Consider the following 17575-nt stretch of genomic DNA (forward strand, 5'->3'; position numbering starts at 1 on the left):
ATCAGTTTTTCTCTTCCTTCTTCACCACTTCAATGCCCAGCTCAGCCAGAGAGGCTGGGTTAGCAAAGCTTGGCGCTTCGGTCATCAGACACGCTGCGGCAGTGGTTTTCGGGAAGGCAATAACATCACGAATGTTATCGGTGCCGGTCAGCAGCATGGTCAGTCGGTCAAGACCGAAGGCCAGACCTGCGTGCGGAGGCGTACCGTATTTCAGCGCGTCCAGCAGGAAGCCAAACTTCTCGCGCTGCTCCTGCTCGTTGATGCCCAGGATGCCGAACACGGTCTGCTGCATTTCACCGCTGTGAATACGCACGGAACCGCCGCCCACTTCGTAGCCGTTGATAACCATGTCATAAGCGTTCGCGACCGCGTCTTCCGGCGCCGCTTTCAGCTCTGCTGCCGTCATGTCTTTTGGCGAGGTGAACGGGTGGTGCATCGCCGTCAGGCCGCCTTCACCGTCGTCTTCAAACATTGGGAAGTCGATAACCCACAGCGGCGCCCATTTGTTTTCGTCGGTCAGGCTCAGGTCTTTGCCGAGCTTCAGACGCAGCGCGCCCATCGCATCCGCCACAACTTTCTTGTTGTCTGCGCCGAAGAAGATCATGTCGCCGTCCTGCGCGCCGGTGCGCTCAAGGATAGCTTCCACGATGTCCGCGTTCAGGAATTTCGCTACCGGGCTGGTGATACCTTCCAGACCTTTCGCACGCTCGGTCACCTTAATATAGGCCAGACCTTTCGCGCCGTAGATCTTGATGAAGTTGCCATAGTCGTCGATCTGCTTGCGGCTCAGTGCTGCACCGCCCGGCACGCGCAGGGCCGCCACGCGGCCTTTAGGATCGTTAGCCGGGCCAGCGAAGACGGCAAACTCAACGCCTTTCACCAGGTCTGCAACGTCCACCAGCTCCATCGGGTTACGCAGGTCAGGTTTGTCGGATCCGTAGCGACGCTCGGCTTCAGCGAAGGTCATAATTGGGAAATCGCCCAGCTCAACACCTTTTACGTCGTTCCACAGGCTACGCACCAGGGCTTCCATCACTTCACGCACCTGCTCGGCGGTCATGAAGGAGGTTTCCACGTCGATCTGGGTAAATTCTGGCTGGCGGTCAGCGCGCAGGTCTTCGTCGCGGAAGCATTTAACGATCTGATAGTAGCGATCGAAGCCGGACATCATCAGCAGCTGTTTGAACAGCTGCGGAGACTGCGGCAGCGCGTAGAATTTACCTTTATGAACGCGGGATGGGACCAGGTAGTCGCGCGCGCCTTCCGGCGTGGCTTTGGTCAGCATCGGGGTTTCGATATCGAGGAAACCGTGATCATCCATAAAGCGACGCACCAGGCTGGTGATTTTCGCACGGGTTTTCAGGCGCTGAGCCATTTCCGGGCGACGCAGATCCAGGTAGCGGTATTTCAGACGCGCTTCTTCAGTGTTGACGTGGTTGGAGTCAAGCGGCAGCGCTTCAGCACGGTTGATGATCGTCAGATCGGACGCCAGCACTTCAATGGCACCCGTCGCCATGTCGGCGTTGACGTTTTTCTCGTCACGCGCACGCACGGTGCCAGTAACCTGAATGCAGAACTCATTACGCAGCTCAGAGGCCAGCTTCAACGCATCTGCGCGATCCGGGTCGAAGAACACCTGAACGATACCTTCGCGGTCGCGCATATCGATGAAGATAAGGCTACCAAGATCACGACGACGATTGACCCAACCACACAGGGTGACCTGCTGTCCGACGTGGGACTGACGCAGCTGCCCGCAATATTCTGTACGCATGAGATATCCCTTAATTAGCCGCAGGCTAAATGTCGCCTGGTATGCAGGCTACTATGTCGCAGCTTTCTGTATGTCACAACTGGATGAAAAAAGGCGGCTATTATACTGGAAATTCCGCCGGACGATAAGAGCGAACCACGGCCAGGCGGTCGTTTGCTGCACTCTTATTGCGCATTCTCACAAAAATTAACAAAATTATGCGACCAATAACAGGCCATCACGTCGTATGGTGTCCAGAAGTGATTAATTTAACGGGAGTAACGATGTTAACCCTTGATGCCAGAAAAACCGCGCTTGTAGTGATTGATTTACAGGAAGGCATTTTGCCCTTTGCCGGTGGCCCGCATACCGCAGACGATGTGGTCGACCGCGCCGCTCGCCTGGCGGAGAAATGCCGTGCCAGCGGTGCGCCGGTGGTCATGGTGCGCGTCGGCTGGTCCGCGGATTACGCCGAAGCGTTAAAACAGCCCGTTGATGCGCAGGCACCCGCGCGAGCCCTGCCGGAAAACTGGTGGACGTACCCGGTCTCACTCGGCAAACGCGACAGCGATATTGAAGTGACCAAACGCCAGTGGGGTGCCTTCTACGGTACCGATCTCGAGCTGCAGCTCCGCCGTCGCGGCATTGACACTCTCATCCTGTGCGGCATTTCCACCAATATCGGCGTGGAGTCAACCGCCCGCAACGCCTGGGAACTGGGCTTTAATCTGGTGATCGCCGAAGATGCCTGCAGCGCGGCCTCCGCGGAACAGCATCAGGGCAGCATGACCCATATCTTCCCGCGCATCGGCCGCGTGCGCAGCACGGATGAGATCCTTCGCGCACTATGATGTATGTGGGCCTGCCCCAGTGGTCGCACCCGAAATGGGTGCGCCTTGGCATCACCAGCCTTGAAGAGTATGCCCGACACTTCAACTGTGTCGAGGGCAACACCACCCTGTATGCGCTCCCCAAAGCTGAGATTGTCGCACGCTGGCGGGAGCAAACAACCGACGATTTCCGTTTCTGCTTCAAGTTTCCGGCGACCATTTCTCACCAGGCCGCACTGCGAAACTGCGGTGAGTTGACCGACGAATTCTTTGCCCGGATGGCGCCTCTGGCAAACCGCATCGGCCAGTACTGGCTGCAGCTTCCGGCCGTCTTTGGCCCTCGCGACCTGCCCGCACTGTGGACGTTTCTGGACGCCCTGCCCCGGGAGTTTACCTATGGGGTGGAGGTCCGACACAAGGACTTCTTTGCGAAGGGCGAAGCAGAAAAAGCGCTCAACCGCGGCCTTCTTGAACGTTCCGTCAACCGGGTGATCCTCGACAGCCGTCCGGTGCACAGCGCGATACCGCACAGTGAGGCCATCATTGAGGCGCAGCGTAAAAAACCGAAAGTGCCGGTCCACGCCATCATGACTGCGCAGAACCCGATGGTCAGGTTTATCGGCAGCGATAACATGCAGCAAAACCAGGCGATGTTCGCCGTCTGGCTGGAAAAACTGGCCTCGTGGGAACACACCACCACGCCGTATCTCTTTTTGCACACGCCGGATATTGCCCAGGCCCCCGAACTGGTCGATGCTCTGTGGCAGGCCTTGCAGGCTGCGGTGCCGTCCGTGGGCAGCGCCCCTGGCATCCCACAACAATCTTCTCTTTTCTGATATCACCCCCTATCATAGTGAAGTGCCATCTGCCAAAAAACAGGGAGTTTGTATGGTCAGCGCGCTGTATGCGGTGTTAGGTGCATTACTGCTGATTAAGTTTTCATTTGATGTTGTGCGCCTCAGAACGCTGTACCGTGTCTCCTACGGTGACGGCGGATTTTCAGAGCTACAAAGCGCTATCCGCATTCATGGCAACGCGGTCGAATACATCCCCGCAGCCTTAATCCTGCTGCTTTTTATGGAGATGAATGGCGCAGAAACCTGGATGGTTCATATCTGTGGCCTGCTTCTTATTGCTGGCCGCCTGATGCATTATTACGGCTTTCACCACCGCTTAATCCGCTGGCGTCGTTCCGGCATGAGTGCGACCTGGTGTTCGCTTTTGCTGATGGTGCTGGCTAACCTGTGGTATATGCCGTGGGAGTTGGTTTTCTCCCTCCATTAGCGCACAATACGCCACTTTATTTTTCCCGGATTTTTACGTTATGTCAGATCGCGACACGCTTTTTTCCGCGCCTATCGCCAGCCTGGGCGACTGGACCTTCGATGAACGGGTAGCTGAAGTCTTCCCGGATATGATCCAGCGCTCTGTTCCCGGTTATTCCAATATTATCTCTATGATCGGCATGCTGGCTGAGCGCTTCGTTCAACCCGGCACGCAGGTCTATGACCTGGGCTGCTCGCTCGGCGCGGCAACGCTGTCGGTTCGTCGTAATATTCACCAGGAAGGCTGCCGAATCATTGCCGTCGATAACTCCCCGGCCATGGTTGAGCGCTGCCGTCGCCATATTGACGCGTACAAAGCCCCTGTTCCGGTGGACGTGGTGGAAGGTGATATCCGCGAGATTGAAATCAATAACGCCTCGATGGTGGTGCTGAATTTCACCCTTCAGTTCCTGGTGCCGGAAGACCGCCAGCTGCTGCTGGACAAAATTTATCAGGGGCTGAATCCTGGCGGCGCGCTGGTGCTCTCGGAGAAATTCAGCTTCGAAGATGCCGAGGTTGGCGAGCTGCTGTTCAACATGCACCACGATTTCAAACGGGCGAACGGCTACAGCGAGCTGGAGATCAGCCAGAAGCGCAGCATGCTCGAAAACGTGATGCTGACGGATTCCGTAGAAACCCACAAAGCGCGTCTGAGCAAAGCCGGGTTTGAGCACAGCGAACTGTGGTTCCAGTGCTTTAACTTTGGCTCTCTGGTGGCGCTGAAAGCGGGGAAACCGGCATGATCGAATTCAGTAACTTCTATCAGTTGATTGCCAAAAACCAGCTCTCCCACTGGCTGGAAACCTTGCCCGCGCAGATTGCCGCCTGGCAGCGCGATCAGCAGCACGGCCTGTTAAAGCAGTGGTCAAACGCGGTGGAGTTTCTGCCCGAGCTGACCCCGCATCGTCTGGATCTTCTGCACAGCGTAACCGCCGAAAGCGAAGAGCCGCTTCCGGCCGGGCAGATCAACCGCATCGAAACGCTGATGCGCAATCTGATGCCGTGGCGCAAAGGCCCGTTCTCGCTGTACGGGGTGAACATCAATACCGAATGGCGCTCGGACTGGAAATGGGATCGCGTTCTGCCGCACCTTTCCGACCTGACCGGACGTACCATTCTGGACGTGGGCTGCGGCAGCGGTTACCACATGTGGCGCATGATTGGCGCGGGCGCGCACCTGGCGGTCGGTATTGACCCGATGCAGCTGTTCCTGTGCCAGTTTGAAGCGGTACGTAAGCTGCTGGGTAACGACCAGCGCGCGCACCTGCTGCCGCTGGGCATTGAACAGCTCCCTGCCCTGAAAGCGTTTGATACCGTGTTCTCCATGGGCGTGCTGTATCACCGTCGTTCTCCGCTGGAGCACCTGTGGCAACTGAAGGATCAGTTGGTCAGCGGCGGCGAGCTGGTGCTGGAAACGCTGGTGATCGAAGGGGATGAACATGCTGTTCTGGTGCCGGGCGATCGCTACGCGCAGATGCGCAACGTTTACTTCATCCCTTCCGCGCTGGCGCTGAAGAACTGGCTGGAGAAGTGCGGGTTTGTGGACGTGCGGATTGCCGATGTCAGCGTGACCTCTCTCGAAGAGCAGCGCCGCACCGACTGGATGATTACCGAATCGCTGGAGCAGTTCCTCGACCCGGCCGACCACAGCAAAACCATCGAAGGCTATCCGGCCCCGATGCGTGCGGTGTTGATAGCGACGAAGCCGTAGTTTTCCCCTCACCCCGGCCCTCTCCCCTATGGGGAGAGGGTTAGGGTGAGGAGATAAAAAAAGGCCCCTGTTGAAATTGCAGGGGCCTGGTACAAGCAAGCATCATATTGGGCGACATGATGCGCGGTAAAAATCGGTACGTTGCTACACGTGATGGCGCTCAATCAGCGACTTCATTTCCGCAACCGACTCTCCCTCTACGCCGTAGCGTGAATACTCATCTGCTTCAGCATCCGTCGACATTGACAACCCTGTATTGCGATAACGCATGGGCGAAGGTATCCATTTACCCGCGGAGCTGTGCAGCTCTTCTACCCCAGCGTTTAAAAACCGTTCCAGATTGCTGGCGCGGACTCCCGCACCCGCCATTATTATTGGAACACCGGAATGTGCTTTTAGTTCCGTAATTAATTGCAGTCCTTTTTCAGCTGACGCCTGTTGACCCGATGTCAGAATGCGCGCCACGCCAAGTTCTCCAAGCGTTTCAAAGGCCTGAAGCGGATCTTTACACATATCAAATGCACGATGAAAAGTGACGGCCAGCCCCTGTGCGGCGCTCATCACCTGACGCATGCGCGGGAGATCGATATTGCCGTCTTCATCCAGCAGACCGGTGACCAGCCCGGGGAACCCCAGGTCGCGCACGAGGGCGATGTCTTCAAGCATGGCACTGAACTCGCCTGCCGTGTAACAAAAATCACCGCCGCGCGGGCGAATAATCGGGTGAACGGGAATGGTGAGTGCCTGACGGGCAGACTTTAACACGCCGAAGGACGGCGTCAGCCCGCCCTCTTTGGGTGCCGCGCACAGTTCAATACGGTCAGCCCCGTGTTTTTGTGCGGTCACAGCACACTCCACGCTGTAACAACAAATCTCCAGCAGCGCCATTTAATCCTCCTGAAATCCCACTAAACGAATCATCATGCCACGCCGTCCATTTTCAGTCGCGGCGTGAACTCACATCTCTTACGCTTCGCTGGCAACGATCTGCTCAATGGTCCACGGATGAAATTTCACCGTGACCTGTCCGTCCGTGACGGCCAGCGTCGGGTTAGGTAACCGCTCGCGCTCGCCTTTGGGAGAACTCGTCTTCACAAAAATTCCCGGCTTGCTTAAGCCGTCGTCAGAAAGCAGGGCCAGCGCGCGCGCGTTCAACGTCTCCGGTTCACCCGGCAGGACAATTTCGATATGCTCCCAGCCTTCGTGCGGATAGCGCTTCTCGCCTGGCCACGGCAGCTCAACCACGGTGAAGTGCCAGTGGGCCACGTTCACCGGTTCATGCAGTTTAAACAGGCAAATGGGGCGACCATTGATGATGTTCTCGGAGAGCAACACGCCGCACTGTTCGAAACCGCGACGCCAGCGCTCTGCGGTGGCATTCTGATGACAGCGCAAAGAGATGTGATCAGCCTCAAGCGGTGCGATATCCAGACCCAGACGGGTGGCAAGTTCTGTGAACGCCTGGGTGAAGCGCGGTAAATCTGCGGAAATATCATGCAGTTCGTCAATGGATTGCCAGTTCGCCATAATTCACTCTCTTTTCGTGTCGCAAAGCCGCTAATTTACTCTGTTGCCCTGTTTTGACCAACCGCTGAATCCGGCTTTTTATGACTGCATGTTTATGCACACCTTCACTGCCTGGATTCTGAGCAATCTTCAGGCCCCGCGATGCTGACGACAGAAGGCATTTGCAGTATACTCCCGCCCTAAATTCTTTAACTGGCGCGGGCGGTTGTAAGCCCGCATCAAAAACGTAAGGTATCCAGGTGAATATTCAGGCTCTTCTCTCCGAAAAAGTCAGTCAGGCACTGATTGCCGCAGGTGCACCTGCGGATTGCGAACCGCAGGTTCGTCAGTCAGCAAAAGTACAGTTTGGCGACTATCAGGCTAATGGCGTGATGGCAGTGGCTAAAAAACTGGGCATGCCGCCGCGACAGCTCGCTGAGCAGGTACTGACGCATCTGGATCTCACCGGCATTGCCAGCAAAACCGAAATTGCCGGCCCGGGCTTTATCAATATCTTCCTGGAACCTGCGTTCCTGGCCCGCCACGTTGACGCGGCGCTGAAATCCGATCGTCTGGGTGTGTCCCAGCCGGAAGCGCAGACCGTCGTGATCGACTATTCTGCGCCGAACGTGGCGAAAGAGATGCACGTTGGCCACCTGCGCTCCACCATCATCGGTGATGCCGCAGTGCGCACGCTCGAGTTCCTCGGTCACAAGGTGATCCGCGCGAACCACGTGGGCGACTGGGGTACCCAGTTCGGCATGCTGATTGCTTACCTGGAAAAACAGCAGCAGGAAAACGCGGGTGAAATGGCGCTGGCGGACCTGGAAGGGTTTTATCGCGAAGCCAAAAAACACTACGACGAAGACGAAGCCTTTGCCGAGCGCGCGCGCAGCTACGTGGTAAAACTGCAGGGCGGCGATCAATACTTCCTCGAGATGTGGCGCAAGCTGGTTGACATCACCATGTCTCAGAACCAGCTTACCTATAACCGCCTGAACGTCACCCTGACCCGTGACGACGTGATGGGTGAAAGCCTGTATAACCCAATGCTGCCCGGCATTGTGGCGGACCTGAAAGCGAAAAATCTGGCGGTTGAGAGCGAAGGCGCAACAGTTGTGTTCCTTGATGAGTATAAAAACAAGGAAGGTGAACCGATGGGCGTGATCATCCAGAAAAAGGATGGCGGCTATCTCTACACCACTACTGACATCGCCTGCGCAAAATACCGTTACGAAACGCTGCATGCCGACCGCGTGCTGTACTACATCGACTCCCGTCAGCACCAGCACCTGATGCAGGCGTGGACCATCGTGCGTAAAGCCGGTTACGTGCCGGATTGCGTTCCGCTGGAACACCACATGTTCGGCATGATGCTGGGTAAAGACGGCAAGCCGTTCAAAACCCGTGCGGGCGGTACCGTGAAGCTTTCTGACCTGCTGGACGAAGCGCTGGAACGCGCCCGCCGTCTGGTGGCCGAGAAGAATCCGGACATGCCTGCTGACGAACTGGAAAAACTGGCCAACGCCGTGGGTATCGGTGCGGTGAAATACGCGGATCTTTCCAAGAACCGTACCACCGACTATATCTTCGACTGGGATAACATGCTGGCGTTTGAAGGCAACACGGCGCCATACATGCAGTACGCTTACACCCGCGTGCTGTCGGTATTCCGTAAAGCTAATATCGACGAAAGCGTGCTGGCAAATGCTGCCGTGACCATCACGGAAGATCGTGAAGCGCAGCTGGCGGCACGTCTGCTGCAGTTCGAAGAGACGCTGACGGTTGTCGCGCGTGACGGCACGCCGCACGTGATGTGTGCTTACCTGTACGATCTGGCGGGTCTGTTCTCCGGCTTCTACGAGCACTGCCCTATTCTGTCTGCGGAAAACGAATCGGTCCGCAACAGCCGCCTGAAGCTGGCGCAGCTCACGGCGAAGACCCTGAAGCTGGGTCTGGATACCCTGGGTATCGAAACCGTAGAACGTATGTAATACAAAAAACCCGGCAAGCGCCGGGTTTTATTTTTTGCAGTCCTGCTCACGCAACCGTCAGCGGTAGTTCACGATGACAGAATTACTCTGCACCTTCAGCGCCGGGATCAAACGTCCCCCGCCCGGCACTTCCCAGATGAAACGCAAAGGCTCAATGGCCGGTACGCCGTTGAACGCCTGCGTCGTACCATTTTCGCCGTCGATTTCCGTGCAGCGCGTCTGAGAACAAAGACGCACCCGCAGTCCGGCTGGCGTAGGGCCAATCAGCCGGTAGTTCCAGACCACAAGGCCCATCTGACCGGAAACGCCTTCAGAAGGCGAAAGCGGATTAGAGGACATGGCGACGCCCCGGTTGCTGAGGGTCACCCCCATGCTGCTTGCCTGCCAGGTCCCCTCCCCACCAGCCTGTGCCACCAGCGGGAAGAGCAAAATCCAAAGCCATTTACGCATTATTTTCCTCCAATCGTCGCGGTCATGCGGATATGACGGTTGTCCGACAGCTCCAGATTCGAGAGTACGACCAGCTGATTCAGGCTACGACGCAGGAAGCGCGACAGCAGCGGACGCAGCGCATGGTTCACCAGCAGCACCGGCGGCGCGCCAAGCATCTCCTGACGCGCCAGCGCCTCCTGGGTTTGCGCCAGCAGACGGTCCGCCAGGCCCGGCTCCAGACCGCCCCCGCCCTGCAGGGCCTGAAGCAGCAGGCGTTCAAGCGGCGTATCGAGGCCAATAACCTGCACTTCTCCGGTTCCCGGGAACCACTGCTGGGTGATCGCGCGCCCCAGCGCCACGCGCACCACCGCCGTCAGCTCGTGCGGATCGCTCTGGATTGGCGCATGCTCTGCCAGCGTTTCCAGAATGGTGCGCATATCGCGGATCGGTACCTTTTCTTCGAGCAGGTTTTGCAGCACCTTGTGCAGCGTCGTCAGCGTCACCACGCCCGGGACCAGATCTTCCGTCAGCTTCGGCATCTCCTGCGTGACGCGGTCCAGCAGCTGCTGCGCTTCCTGACGACCAAACAGCTCTGCCGAGAATTGCCCAATCAGGTGATTAAGGTGGGTCGCCACCACGGTACTGGCTTCAACAACCGTATACCCCTGGATCTGCGCCTGCTCTTTCAGGGCACTTTCAATCCAGATCGCGGCCAGACCAAAGGCCGGGTCGATGGTTTGCTCGCCCGGCAGCGTGCCTGCGGCGGTACCGGGGTTAATCGCCAGCCAGCGGCCCGGATAGGCATCACCGCTGCCAATTTCAACGCCTTTCATCAGGATGCGATAGCGCGCGGGCGGCAGGTCCATATTGTCGCGGATGTGTACCACTGGCGGCAGGAAGCCCATATCCTGCGCGAATTTTTTACGGATGCTGCGGATACGGCCAAGCAGCTCGCCGTCCTGCTGGAAATCGACCATCGGGATCAGGCGATAGCCCACTTCCATTCCCAGGGAATCTTCCAGCTGAACGTCGTTCCAGGTCGCTTCGACGGCCTGGGTATTCTCCGGCATTTTTACCGGAACAGGTTCCGCAGCCGGTTTGGTTTCACGGCCACGCATCCACCAGGCTAGCCCCAGCAGACCTGCCGTAAACAGCAGGAAGACGAGGTTTGGCATCCCCGGCACCAGACCGAGCAACCCGAGAACCGCCGCGGCAAGCAGCATGACGCGCGGGTTACTGAACAGCTGGCCCACCATCTGCTCGCCAACGTCCTGATCGGTGCTCACGCGGGTCACGATGACACCCGCCGCCGTGGAAATCACCAGCGCCGGGATCTGCGCAACCAGACCGTCACCAATGGTCAGCAGCGTATAGCTTTCCGCCGCGTGGCCCATGTCCATCCCGTGCTGCAATACCCCCACCAGCAGGCCGCCGACCACGTTAATCACCATGATCAGAATGCCTGCGATGGCGTCACCGCGCACAAACTTACTCGCACCGTCCATGGAGCCGTAGAAGTCCGCTTCCTGCGTCACTTCCGAACGGCGTTTTTTGGCTTCATCTTCGGCGATAAGACCGGCATTCAGGTCGGCGTCGATCGCCATCTGCTTGCCCGGCATCCCGTCCAGCACAAAACGCGCGCCCACTTCCGCGATACGCCCTGCACCTTTGGTGATAACCATAAAGTTGATGATAACGAGGATAACGAACACCACGATACCGATAGCGAAATTGCCGCCCACCAGGAAGTGGCCGAACGCTTCCACCACTTTACCCGCCGCTGCCGCCCCGGTGTGACCTTCCATCAGGATGATACGCGTGGACGCCACGTTCAGCGCCAGTCGCAGCAGGGTGGTAAACAGCAGAATGGTCGGGAACGCGGCGAATTCCAGGGTACGCTGGGTGAACATCGCCACCAGCAGCACCATAATGGACAGCGCAATATTGAAAGTGAAAAGCAGGTCGAGGATGAACGCCGGGAGCGGCAGTACCATCATCGACAGAATTAGCAGGATCAGAATCGGCCCGGCCAGGATCTGCCATTGGGTCGATTTCAGGTTGCCGGGCAGGCGCAACATTGCCACCAGATTAGCCATCAGTGTCCTTCTCGTTCATAAAATCCAGCGCGGCAGGCACCGGAAGGTTCTCAGGTTTCACAGGCCGTTGACCGCCGGCCAGACGCCAGCGCTTCAACTGCCATACCCAGGCCAGCACTTCCGCCACGGCGGCGTAGAGTTGTCCCGGGATCTGTTGTCCAATATCCGCATGGCGGTACAGGGCACGCGCCAGCGGAGGGGCTTCCAGGATCGGCACGCGGTGTTCGGTGCCAATTTCCCGGATACGCAGAGCGATCAGCCCCGCCCCTTTCGCCACCACTTTCGGCGCGCTCATTTTGTTTTCGTCATAGCGCAGCGCAACGGAATAGTGCGTCGGGTTAGTAACAATGACGTCGGCCTTCGGCACATCTTCCATCATGCGGCGACGGGCGGCGGCGCGCTGCATCTGGCGGATGCGCCCTTTCACGTGCGGGTCACCTTCCATCTGCTTATATTCGTCACGAATATCCTGCCGTGACATGCGCAGTTTTTTGAAGTGGGTATAAAGCTGGAAGATCACGTCAAAACCCACCATCGGGATAATGCTGAGCACCACCAGAAGCGCGCAGAGCCCGACCAGATTCAGCGCGTTGCTCATCGCGGTGAGCGGTGATTCGCTGATAAGTCGCATCATTTCCGGCCAGTGGTACCAGAGGTAAAACCCCGCGGAGCTGCCCATCAGCACCGATTTGAGAACGGCTTTGAGCAGCTCAGCCCCGGTCTGCGCAGAGAACATTTTCGCAATGCCCGGCAGCGGGTTCAGTTTGGAAAATTTCGGCTGCAGCGATTTGGCGCTAAAAACCAGACCACCGAGCATCACCGGCGAGACCAGCGCAACCAGCACGACCCCGGTAATCAGGGGCAGCAGCGCAACCATGGCCCCTTTAATAAGCTGAATAATCTGGCTGAGGATCAGATTCGGATCGTTGACCATGCTGTGGTCAAAGCGTAAGCCGGTGGACAACATTCCCGCCAGTTTGCGGGCGAGCGACTCCCCGCCCCACCAGATAATGCACACCCCTACGATAAGGATCAGCAAGGAGGTCAGTTCTCGGGATCGGGGGATCTGCCCTTCCTCACGCGCCTTTTCTAGTCGGTGGGGTGTGGGGGCTTCCGTTTTGTCGTCGTTCTCTTCTGCCACAGTGCATGCTCAGCCCATTACGTCACGGGTATCATGCCAGCGCAGCGGAAATCCAATGGCGGGAAAAGCCCGTTTATTCGGGCTCTTTTCGGTGATTTTGTCGCAAACCGCCTCAGGTGGCGTTCACCTCCTGAGGCGGAACGGACCATCAAAAGCCGAGGCTGTCCAGCAGGTCGTCGACCTGATCCTGGCTTGCCACCACGCCCGCTTTACTGGCGTCGAGCTGAGGACCATTGAGCAGGCTTTCATTCTCGCGTTTTGGACGGGCTGCCGGCTCCGGAATGTTCTCCAGCAGAACCATCAGCAGCTGACGTTCAATCTCCTGGATAACATCCATCATGCGCTTGATCACCTGACCGGTCAGGTCCTGGAAATCCTGCGCCATCATGATGTCCAGCAGCTGGGCGTTGGTGAAGCTGGTGTGACCCGGCACATCACCCAGGTACTGACGGGTATCCGTCACCAGCTCGCGGGCATCCGCCAGCTCGATAGGGTTCTCAAACCACTCGTCCCAGCGTTTGCTCAGCGCTTTCGCCCCCTTTTCCATCGCATCCTGGTGCGGCTGTGACGCTTCAACGCTGTTCAGCGCACGTTCCGCGGCCTGAGCGGTCATCTGCACAACATAGTCCAGACGATCGCGGGCATCAGGAATGGCTTCCGCGGCTTCGGCAATCGCCTGATCCAGACCCAGCTCGCGCAGGCTGTCACGCAGCATGCGCGTCAGGCTGCCGATGCGGACGATGATATCGCTCGGCGAGTGTTCTTCAACGGGTTTCATAGCAGGTTGCAACATTTCCATCACCTCACATGCCGAGTTTCTCGAAGATCTTACCGAGCTTCTCTTCCAGGGTTGCCGCGGTGAATGGCTTCACCACATAGCCGCTTGCGCCCGCCTGTGCAGCGGCAATGATGTTCTCTTTTTTTGCTTCTGCAGTGACCATCAGAACCGGCATAGACGCCATTCCCGCATCGGCACGAATGGTTTTCAGCAGTTCCAGACCGTCCATGTTAGGCATGTTCCAGTCGGAGATAACAAAACCAAACCCGCCAGCCTGCAGTTTGTTCAGCGCATCAACACCGTCTTCTGCTTCTTCAACGTTGTTGAAGCCCAGCTCTTTCAGCAGGTTGCGCACGATGCGACGCATGGTGGAAAAGTCATCCACAACCAAAAACTTAAGCTCTTTATCCGCCATAAAATAATACTCCTGAGTCAAATACGTATTGCCTGTCCGGCACTGATTTTCGCCAGCATCTGCTGGCTTACCTGGCTAAGATCGACCACTTCGCTCACGCCACCCATATTGATGGCCTCGCGCGGCATGCCGAACACCACACAACTTGCTTCATTCTGCGCAATCGTCCAGGCGCCAGCCTGGTGCATTGCAAGCATTCCGGCGGCACCATCGTTGCCCATCCCCGTCAGGATCACCCCAACGGCGTTGCGCCCCGCATGTTTCGCCACCGAATGAAACAGCACATCCACCGACGGACGGTGCCGGTTGACCGGCGGTCCGTCATGAATTTTGATTTGATAGTTAGCGCCGCTGCGCGACAGCTCCATATGCTTGTCGCCCGGGGCGATATAGGCATGTCCCGGGAGCACGCGCTCGCCGTCTTCCGCCTCTTTCACGCTGATCTGGCACAGCTTGTTCAGGCGCTCGGCGAACGAACGGGTAAAGCCTGGCGGCATATGCTGAGTGATCAGAATACCCGGACTTGAAAGCGGCAATGGCTGGAGTACATGACGAATTGCCTCTGTTCCTCCGGTTGACGCGCCAATCACCAGCAGTTTTTCCGAGCTGAGTAAGGGACCGGCCTTCAGGGTCGCAGGCGCGGCCATCGGCGTGTGGGCGGCAAGCTTCGCCCTAGACGCGGTGCGGATCTTCTCGGCGATCATTTCACTGTAGGCCAGCATCCCTTCGCGAATGCCGAGCTGCGGTTTGGTGACAAAATCCACCGCCCCCAGCTCCAGCGCGCGCAGGGTGATTTCCGAGCCTTTTCCGGTCAGGGAAGAGACCATCACCACCGGCATGGGCCGAAGCCGCATTAATTTTTCGAGGAAATCTATGCCATCCATGCGCGGCATCTCGACATCCAGCGTTAGCACGTCGGGGTTATATTTTTTAATTAAATCCCGCGCTACCAGCGGATCGGGCGCGGTTGCCACCATCTCCATGTCGCTGTGGCTATTGATAATTTCAGTCATGATCTGACGCATCAGCGCTGAATCATCGACAGACAACACCCTGATTTTACTCATGCTTTTTCCTTACTCAGCGCATATACCGTTTGCCCACGCAGGCTAAACTCACGCGCGAGGTTGCTGAAGTTTTCCGAGTGCCCTGCAAACAGTAAACCGTCAGGCTTGAGCAACGGAACAAACCGACGCAGAATGTCCTGTTGCGTCGTTTTATCAAAATAGATCATGACGTTACGGCAAAAGATAGCGTCGAACGGCCCCGGCACGTTGTACTGCTTATCCAGCAGGTTTACGGGCGCGAATTCAACGCAGTTCGCCAGCTCCTGGCGTACGCGTACCAAACCTTCATGCGGGCCTGTCCCGCGCATGAAATAACGCTGCAGCTGCTGCGGTGACAGCGTTTTCAGCTCATCCTGGCGATAAACACCGTTACGCGCCTTCTCCAGCACCTCGGTATCGATATCGCTGGCGTAGACTTTCCAGCGTCCGGGCGTCATGCCCAGGGTGTCAGCCAGGGTGATCGCCAGCGAATACGGTTCTTCGCCCGTCGAGGCGGCCGCACTCCATACGCGATACTCCCCGGTGCGACGGCGTGCGTGCTCGGCCAGGACCGGGAAGTGGTGGGCTTCACGGAAAAACGCCGTCAGGTTGGTGGTTAACGAGTTAATAAAAGCCTGCCACTCCGCGCTGTTCTGGTTCGCCTCGAGCATGCTCAGATAGCGGCCAAAATCATCCAGCCCCAGCGTGCGCAAGCGCCGCACCAGGCGGTTGTAGACCATGTCGCGCTTATGATCCGCAAGCACGATCCCCGCACGCTGGTAGATTAACTGACATATCCGACGAAAATGCGCGTCGGACAGCGCGAGGCGCTGTGTCATCTGCAACAATAATGACGTTTGCCCAGGGGGCATTGGTGATGTCATAGCGCCTTCTTAATTACATTCAGGATACAACTGGCACGGCCTGCGACCGCCCGACTTCTGTTACTGCTTCAACGTGCTCTTTCACATTAAACACCGCGACCAGTCCGGTCAGACGATCTGCCTGGCTGGCCAGCTGATCGGTTGCCGCTGCCGCTTCCTCAACTAACGAGGCGTTCTGTTGCGTCACCTGGTCCATCTGGCTGACGGCCTGTGCAACCTGCTCAATGCCGCGACGCTGTTCGTCCGACGCCGAGGCAATTTCGCCCATGATGTCGTTCACCCGCGTCACGGAGGTGACAATCTCGTGCATGGTTTTCGCCGCCGTATCCACAAGCGTTGAGCCCTGCTGAACGCGCGAGACCGACTCTTCGATCAGCACCTTAATCTCTTTCGCCGCGTTGGCGCTGCGGCTCGCCAGGTTACGCACTTCCCCTGCCACCACCGCAAATCCTCGCCCCTGCTCCCCGGCGCGCGCCGCTTCAACGGCGGCATTCAGCGCCAGAATGTTGGTCTGGAACGCGATACCGTCAATCACGCTGATGATGTCACCAATTTTCTGCGAACTGGTGGCAATCTCCTGCATGGTGCTGGCGACATGGGACGCCTGGTCTCCGCCTTTCTTCGCCGTCATCGCCGCCTGTTTTGACAGGTCAGACGCCTGACGCGCGTTATCGGCGTTCTGGCTTACCGTCGCGGTCAGTTGCTCCATGCTGGCCGCCGTCTGCGCCAGCGAAGCCGCCTGCTGCTCGGTGCGGGACGAGAGATCGTTATTGCCCGCCGCAATCTCTGAGATCCCGGTGTGCATGGCATAACTGCCCTGCCGCACGTCGCTCACCGTTTCCCGCAGCGATCCCTGCATCGCCTTCAGGCTGGCAAAGATCGCCGAAATTTCGTTCCTGCCGAACACCGCTACCGGACGCGCCAGATCGCCTTTCGCAATACTGTCGAAGTGGCTGCTGATAATCGCCAGCGGCTGGACAATCATTCTGCGCGACCAGAGCAGTGCGGCGCCGGTCAGCAGCCCTGCCAGAATCACCACCACGGCAAAGATGACGCCCGACATGTGATAGCTTTGACGGCTCTGTTCACCGGCACGCTGAACAGACTGGTTAATATCCTGCTGCCACGCGTTAAAGCTGCCATCAAACGCCGCCTGCGAGGCCTGAACCGGCGCGGTCATAAAGTCCGACAGCTGGTTGTTCTCAAGCCACGTCGCCTGATGGTCCAGATCGCTGTACCACTGTTCAAAGTTCGTCTTCATGGCGGCCTTCAGCGCTTTCTCTTTCTCGCTGTCGGCGGCCTGCGCCGTAAAAGCTTTAAACTGTGCGTCAGCCTGTTTCAGGCTGTCGCGCGCGGTCGCCATCAGCGCTTTAATGTCATCCGGCGGATAACTCAGCGCGGTTAAGGTTCCTGCCTTGTTCAGCGCAGTGCTTGCCTGCAACAGCACGGCACGCGTTTGTGCCAGTGCGGAGCGCTGCTGATTACTCGTCTCAACTTCCTGCAAATTCTGATAGCCATCGCGAAACGCCCAGAAAGACAACCCGTTACTGCCAACCTGCAACACACCGCAAAGGATCAGAATCAAAAACAGTGTGGTCGAGATACGAATACGATTTAACATCCACGCTCCCATCAAGCGGCAAGCAGCCGCGGTTTAATTGTCA

Annotated in this window: 17 protein-coding genes; 6 read left to right on the forward strand and 11 right to left on the reverse strand. The window is 57.7% G+C overall.

Annotated elements, in window-relative coordinates; translation table 11 throughout:
- Position 1: 1 nt before the first annotated feature.
- Entirely contained in the window at positions 2-1774 is a 1773-nt protein-coding gene (aspS, locus tag GXP72_RS14245; RefSeq protein WP_048992234.1) for an aspartate--tRNA ligase, read from the reverse strand.
- A gap of 263 nt (positions 1775-2037) precedes the next feature.
- Between aspS and GXP72_RS14250 the strand changes: the two genes are divergently transcribed.
- From GXP72_RS14250 to cmoB, 5 genes are read left to right on the forward strand one after another with little or no spacing between them, the layout of a single operon-like run.
- Positions 2038-2604: a hydrolase gene (locus tag GXP72_RS14250; RefSeq protein WP_208763022.1), complete on the forward strand. Its 567-nt coding sequence runs from the start codon at positions 2038-2040 to the stop codon at positions 2602-2604.
- On the forward strand, positions 2601-3419 hold the full coding sequence (locus GXP72_RS14255) for a DUF72 domain-containing protein (protein ID WP_208763023.1): 819 nt from the start codon (positions 2601-2603) through the stop codon (positions 3417-3419). The genes GXP72_RS14250 and GXP72_RS14255 overlap by 4 nt, the downstream gene beginning before the upstream one ends.
- 52 nt (positions 3420-3471) lie before the next feature.
- On the forward strand, positions 3472-3867 hold the full coding sequence (locus GXP72_RS14260) for an MAPEG family protein (protein WP_021240443.1): 396 nt from the start codon (positions 3472-3474) through the stop codon (positions 3865-3867).
- Positions 3868-3907: 40 nt separating this feature from the next.
- On the forward strand, positions 3908-4651 hold the full coding sequence (gene cmoA, locus GXP72_RS14265) for a carboxy-S-adenosyl-L-methionine synthase CmoA (protein ID WP_048992239.1): 744 nt from the start codon (positions 3908-3910) through the stop codon (positions 4649-4651).
- Positions 4648-5619: a tRNA 5-methoxyuridine(34)/uridine 5-oxyacetic acid(34) synthase CmoB gene (cmoB, locus tag GXP72_RS14270; protein ID WP_024909685.1), complete on the forward strand. Its 972-nt coding sequence runs from the start codon at positions 4648-4650 to the stop codon at positions 5617-5619. The genes cmoA and cmoB overlap by 4 nt, the downstream gene beginning before the upstream one ends.
- Positions 5620-5763: 144 nt before the next feature.
- Here cmoB and cutC read toward each other — a convergent pair whose 3' ends face one another.
- Entirely contained in the window at positions 5764-6507 is a 744-nt protein-coding gene (gene cutC, locus GXP72_RS14275; protein WP_061714865.1) for a copper homeostasis protein CutC, read from the reverse strand.
- Positions 6508-6585: 78 nt separating this feature from the next.
- Positions 6586-7146: a VOC family protein gene (locus tag GXP72_RS14280; protein ID WP_032647800.1), complete on the reverse strand. Its 561-nt coding sequence runs from the start codon at positions 7144-7146 to the stop codon at positions 6586-6588.
- A gap of 239 nt (positions 7147-7385) precedes the next feature.
- Here GXP72_RS14280 and argS point away from each other — a divergent pair, with 239 nt between their 5' ends.
- Positions 7386-9119, forward strand: a complete 1734-nt coding sequence (argS, locus tag GXP72_RS14285; protein ID WP_090419738.1) for an arginine--tRNA ligase — start codon at positions 7386-7388, stop codon at positions 9117-9119.
- A gap of 57 nt (positions 9120-9176) precedes the next feature.
- Here argS and GXP72_RS14290 read toward each other — a convergent pair whose 3' ends face one another.
- The 8 genes from GXP72_RS14290 to tap form a co-directional block, all read right to left on the reverse strand.
- Positions 9177-9569, reverse strand: coding sequence for a flagellar protein FlhE (locus tag GXP72_RS14290; protein WP_024909681.1), 393 nt, complete (start codon positions 9567-9569; stop codon positions 9177-9179).
- Positions 9569-11647, reverse strand: coding sequence for a flagellar biosynthesis protein FlhA (flhA, locus tag GXP72_RS14295; protein ID WP_024909680.1), 2079 nt, complete (start codon positions 11645-11647; stop codon positions 9569-9571). The genes GXP72_RS14290 and flhA overlap by 1 nt, the downstream gene beginning before the upstream one ends.
- The gene (flhB, locus tag GXP72_RS14300) at positions 11640-12788 is read right to left on the reverse strand and encodes a flagellar biosynthesis protein FlhB (protein WP_024909679.1); all 1149 of its coding nucleotides are present in this window, start codon (positions 12786-12788) and stop codon (positions 11640-11642) included. Before flhB ends, flhA begins: the two co-directional genes overlap by 8 nt.
- A 148-nt stretch (positions 12789-12936) precedes the next feature.
- Positions 12937-13581, reverse strand: coding sequence for a protein phosphatase CheZ (gene cheZ, locus GXP72_RS14305; protein ID WP_023312251.1), 645 nt, complete (start codon positions 13579-13581; stop codon positions 12937-12939).
- Between the two features lie 10 nt (positions 13582-13591).
- On the reverse strand, positions 13592-13981 hold the full coding sequence (gene cheY / locus GXP72_RS14310; protein WP_008500431.1) for a chemotaxis response regulator CheY: 390 nt from the start codon (positions 13979-13981) through the stop codon (positions 13592-13594).
- A gap of 17 nt (positions 13982-13998) precedes the next feature.
- Positions 13999-15048: a chemotaxis response regulator protein-glutamate methylesterase gene (locus GXP72_RS14315; protein WP_048992250.1), complete on the reverse strand. Its 1050-nt coding sequence runs from the start codon at positions 15046-15048 to the stop codon at positions 13999-14001.
- On the reverse strand, positions 15045-15911 hold the full coding sequence (gene cheR, locus GXP72_RS14320; RefSeq protein WP_023312253.1) for a protein-glutamate O-methyltransferase CheR: 867 nt from the start codon (positions 15909-15911) through the stop codon (positions 15045-15047). The genes GXP72_RS14315 and cheR overlap by 4 nt, the downstream gene beginning before the upstream one ends.
- Positions 15912-15930: 19 nt before the next feature.
- On the reverse strand, positions 15931-17532 hold the full coding sequence (gene tap / locus GXP72_RS14325; RefSeq protein ID WP_024909678.1) for a methyl-accepting chemotaxis protein IV: 1602 nt from the start codon (positions 17530-17532) through the stop codon (positions 15931-15933).
- Positions 17533-17575 lie beyond the last annotated feature (43 nt).

The sequence above is a fragment of the Enterobacter sp. SES19 genome, from assembly GCF_011765665.1.
GTDB classification, from domain to species: Bacteria; Pseudomonadota; Gammaproteobacteria; order Enterobacterales; family Enterobacteriaceae; genus Enterobacter; species Enterobacter pseudoroggenkampii.

Coding starts and splice junctions, on each gene's coding strand:
- aspS (WP_048992234.1), bottom strand. CDS start 1,774: ATGCGTACAGAATATTGCGGGCAGCTGCGTCAGTCCCACGTCGGACAG.
- GXP72_RS14250 (WP_208763022.1), top strand. CDS start 2,038: ATGTTAACCCTTGATGCCAGAAAAACCGCGCTTGTAGTGATTGATTTA.
- GXP72_RS14255 (WP_208763023.1), top strand. CDS start 2,601: ATGATGTATGTGGGCCTGCCCCAGTGGTCGCACCCGAAATGGGTGCGC.
- GXP72_RS14260 (WP_021240443.1), top strand. CDS start 3,472: ATGGTCAGCGCGCTGTATGCGGTGTTAGGTGCATTACTGCTGATTAAG.
- cmoA (WP_048992239.1), top strand. CDS start 3,908: ATGTCAGATCGCGACACGCTTTTTTCCGCGCCTATCGCCAGCCTGGGC.
- cmoB (WP_024909685.1), top strand. CDS start 4,648: ATGATCGAATTCAGTAACTTCTATCAGTTGATTGCCAAAAACCAGCTC.
- cutC (WP_061714865.1), bottom strand. CDS start 6,507: ATGGCGCTGCTGGAGATTTGTTGTTACAGCGTGGAGTGTGCTGTGACC.
- GXP72_RS14280 (WP_032647800.1), bottom strand. CDS start 7,146: ATGGCGAACTGGCAATCCATTGACGAACTGCATGATATTTCCGCAGAT.
- GXP72_RS14290 (WP_024909681.1), bottom strand. CDS start 9,569: ATGCGTAAATGGCTTTGGATTTTGCTCTTCCCGCTGGTGGCACAGGCT.
- flhA (WP_024909680.1), bottom strand. CDS start 11,647: ATGGCTAATCTGGTGGCAATGTTGCGCCTGCCCGGCAACCTGAAATCG.
- cheZ (WP_023312251.1), bottom strand. CDS start 13,581: ATGTTGCAACCTGCTATGAAACCCGTTGAAGAACACTCGCCGAGCGAT.
- cheY (WP_008500431.1), bottom strand. CDS start 13,981: ATGGCGGATAAAGAGCTTAAGTTTTTGGTTGTGGATGACTTTTCCACC.
- GXP72_RS14315 (WP_048992250.1), bottom strand. CDS start 15,048: ATGAGTAAAATCAGGGTGTTGTCTGTCGATGATTCAGCGCTGATGCGT.
- cheR (WP_023312253.1), bottom strand. CDS start 15,911: ATGACATCACCAATGCCCCCTGGGCAAACGTCATTATTGTTGCAGATG.
- tap (WP_024909678.1), bottom strand. CDS start 17,532: ATGTTAAATCGTATTCGTATCTCGACCACACTGTTTTTGATTCTGATC.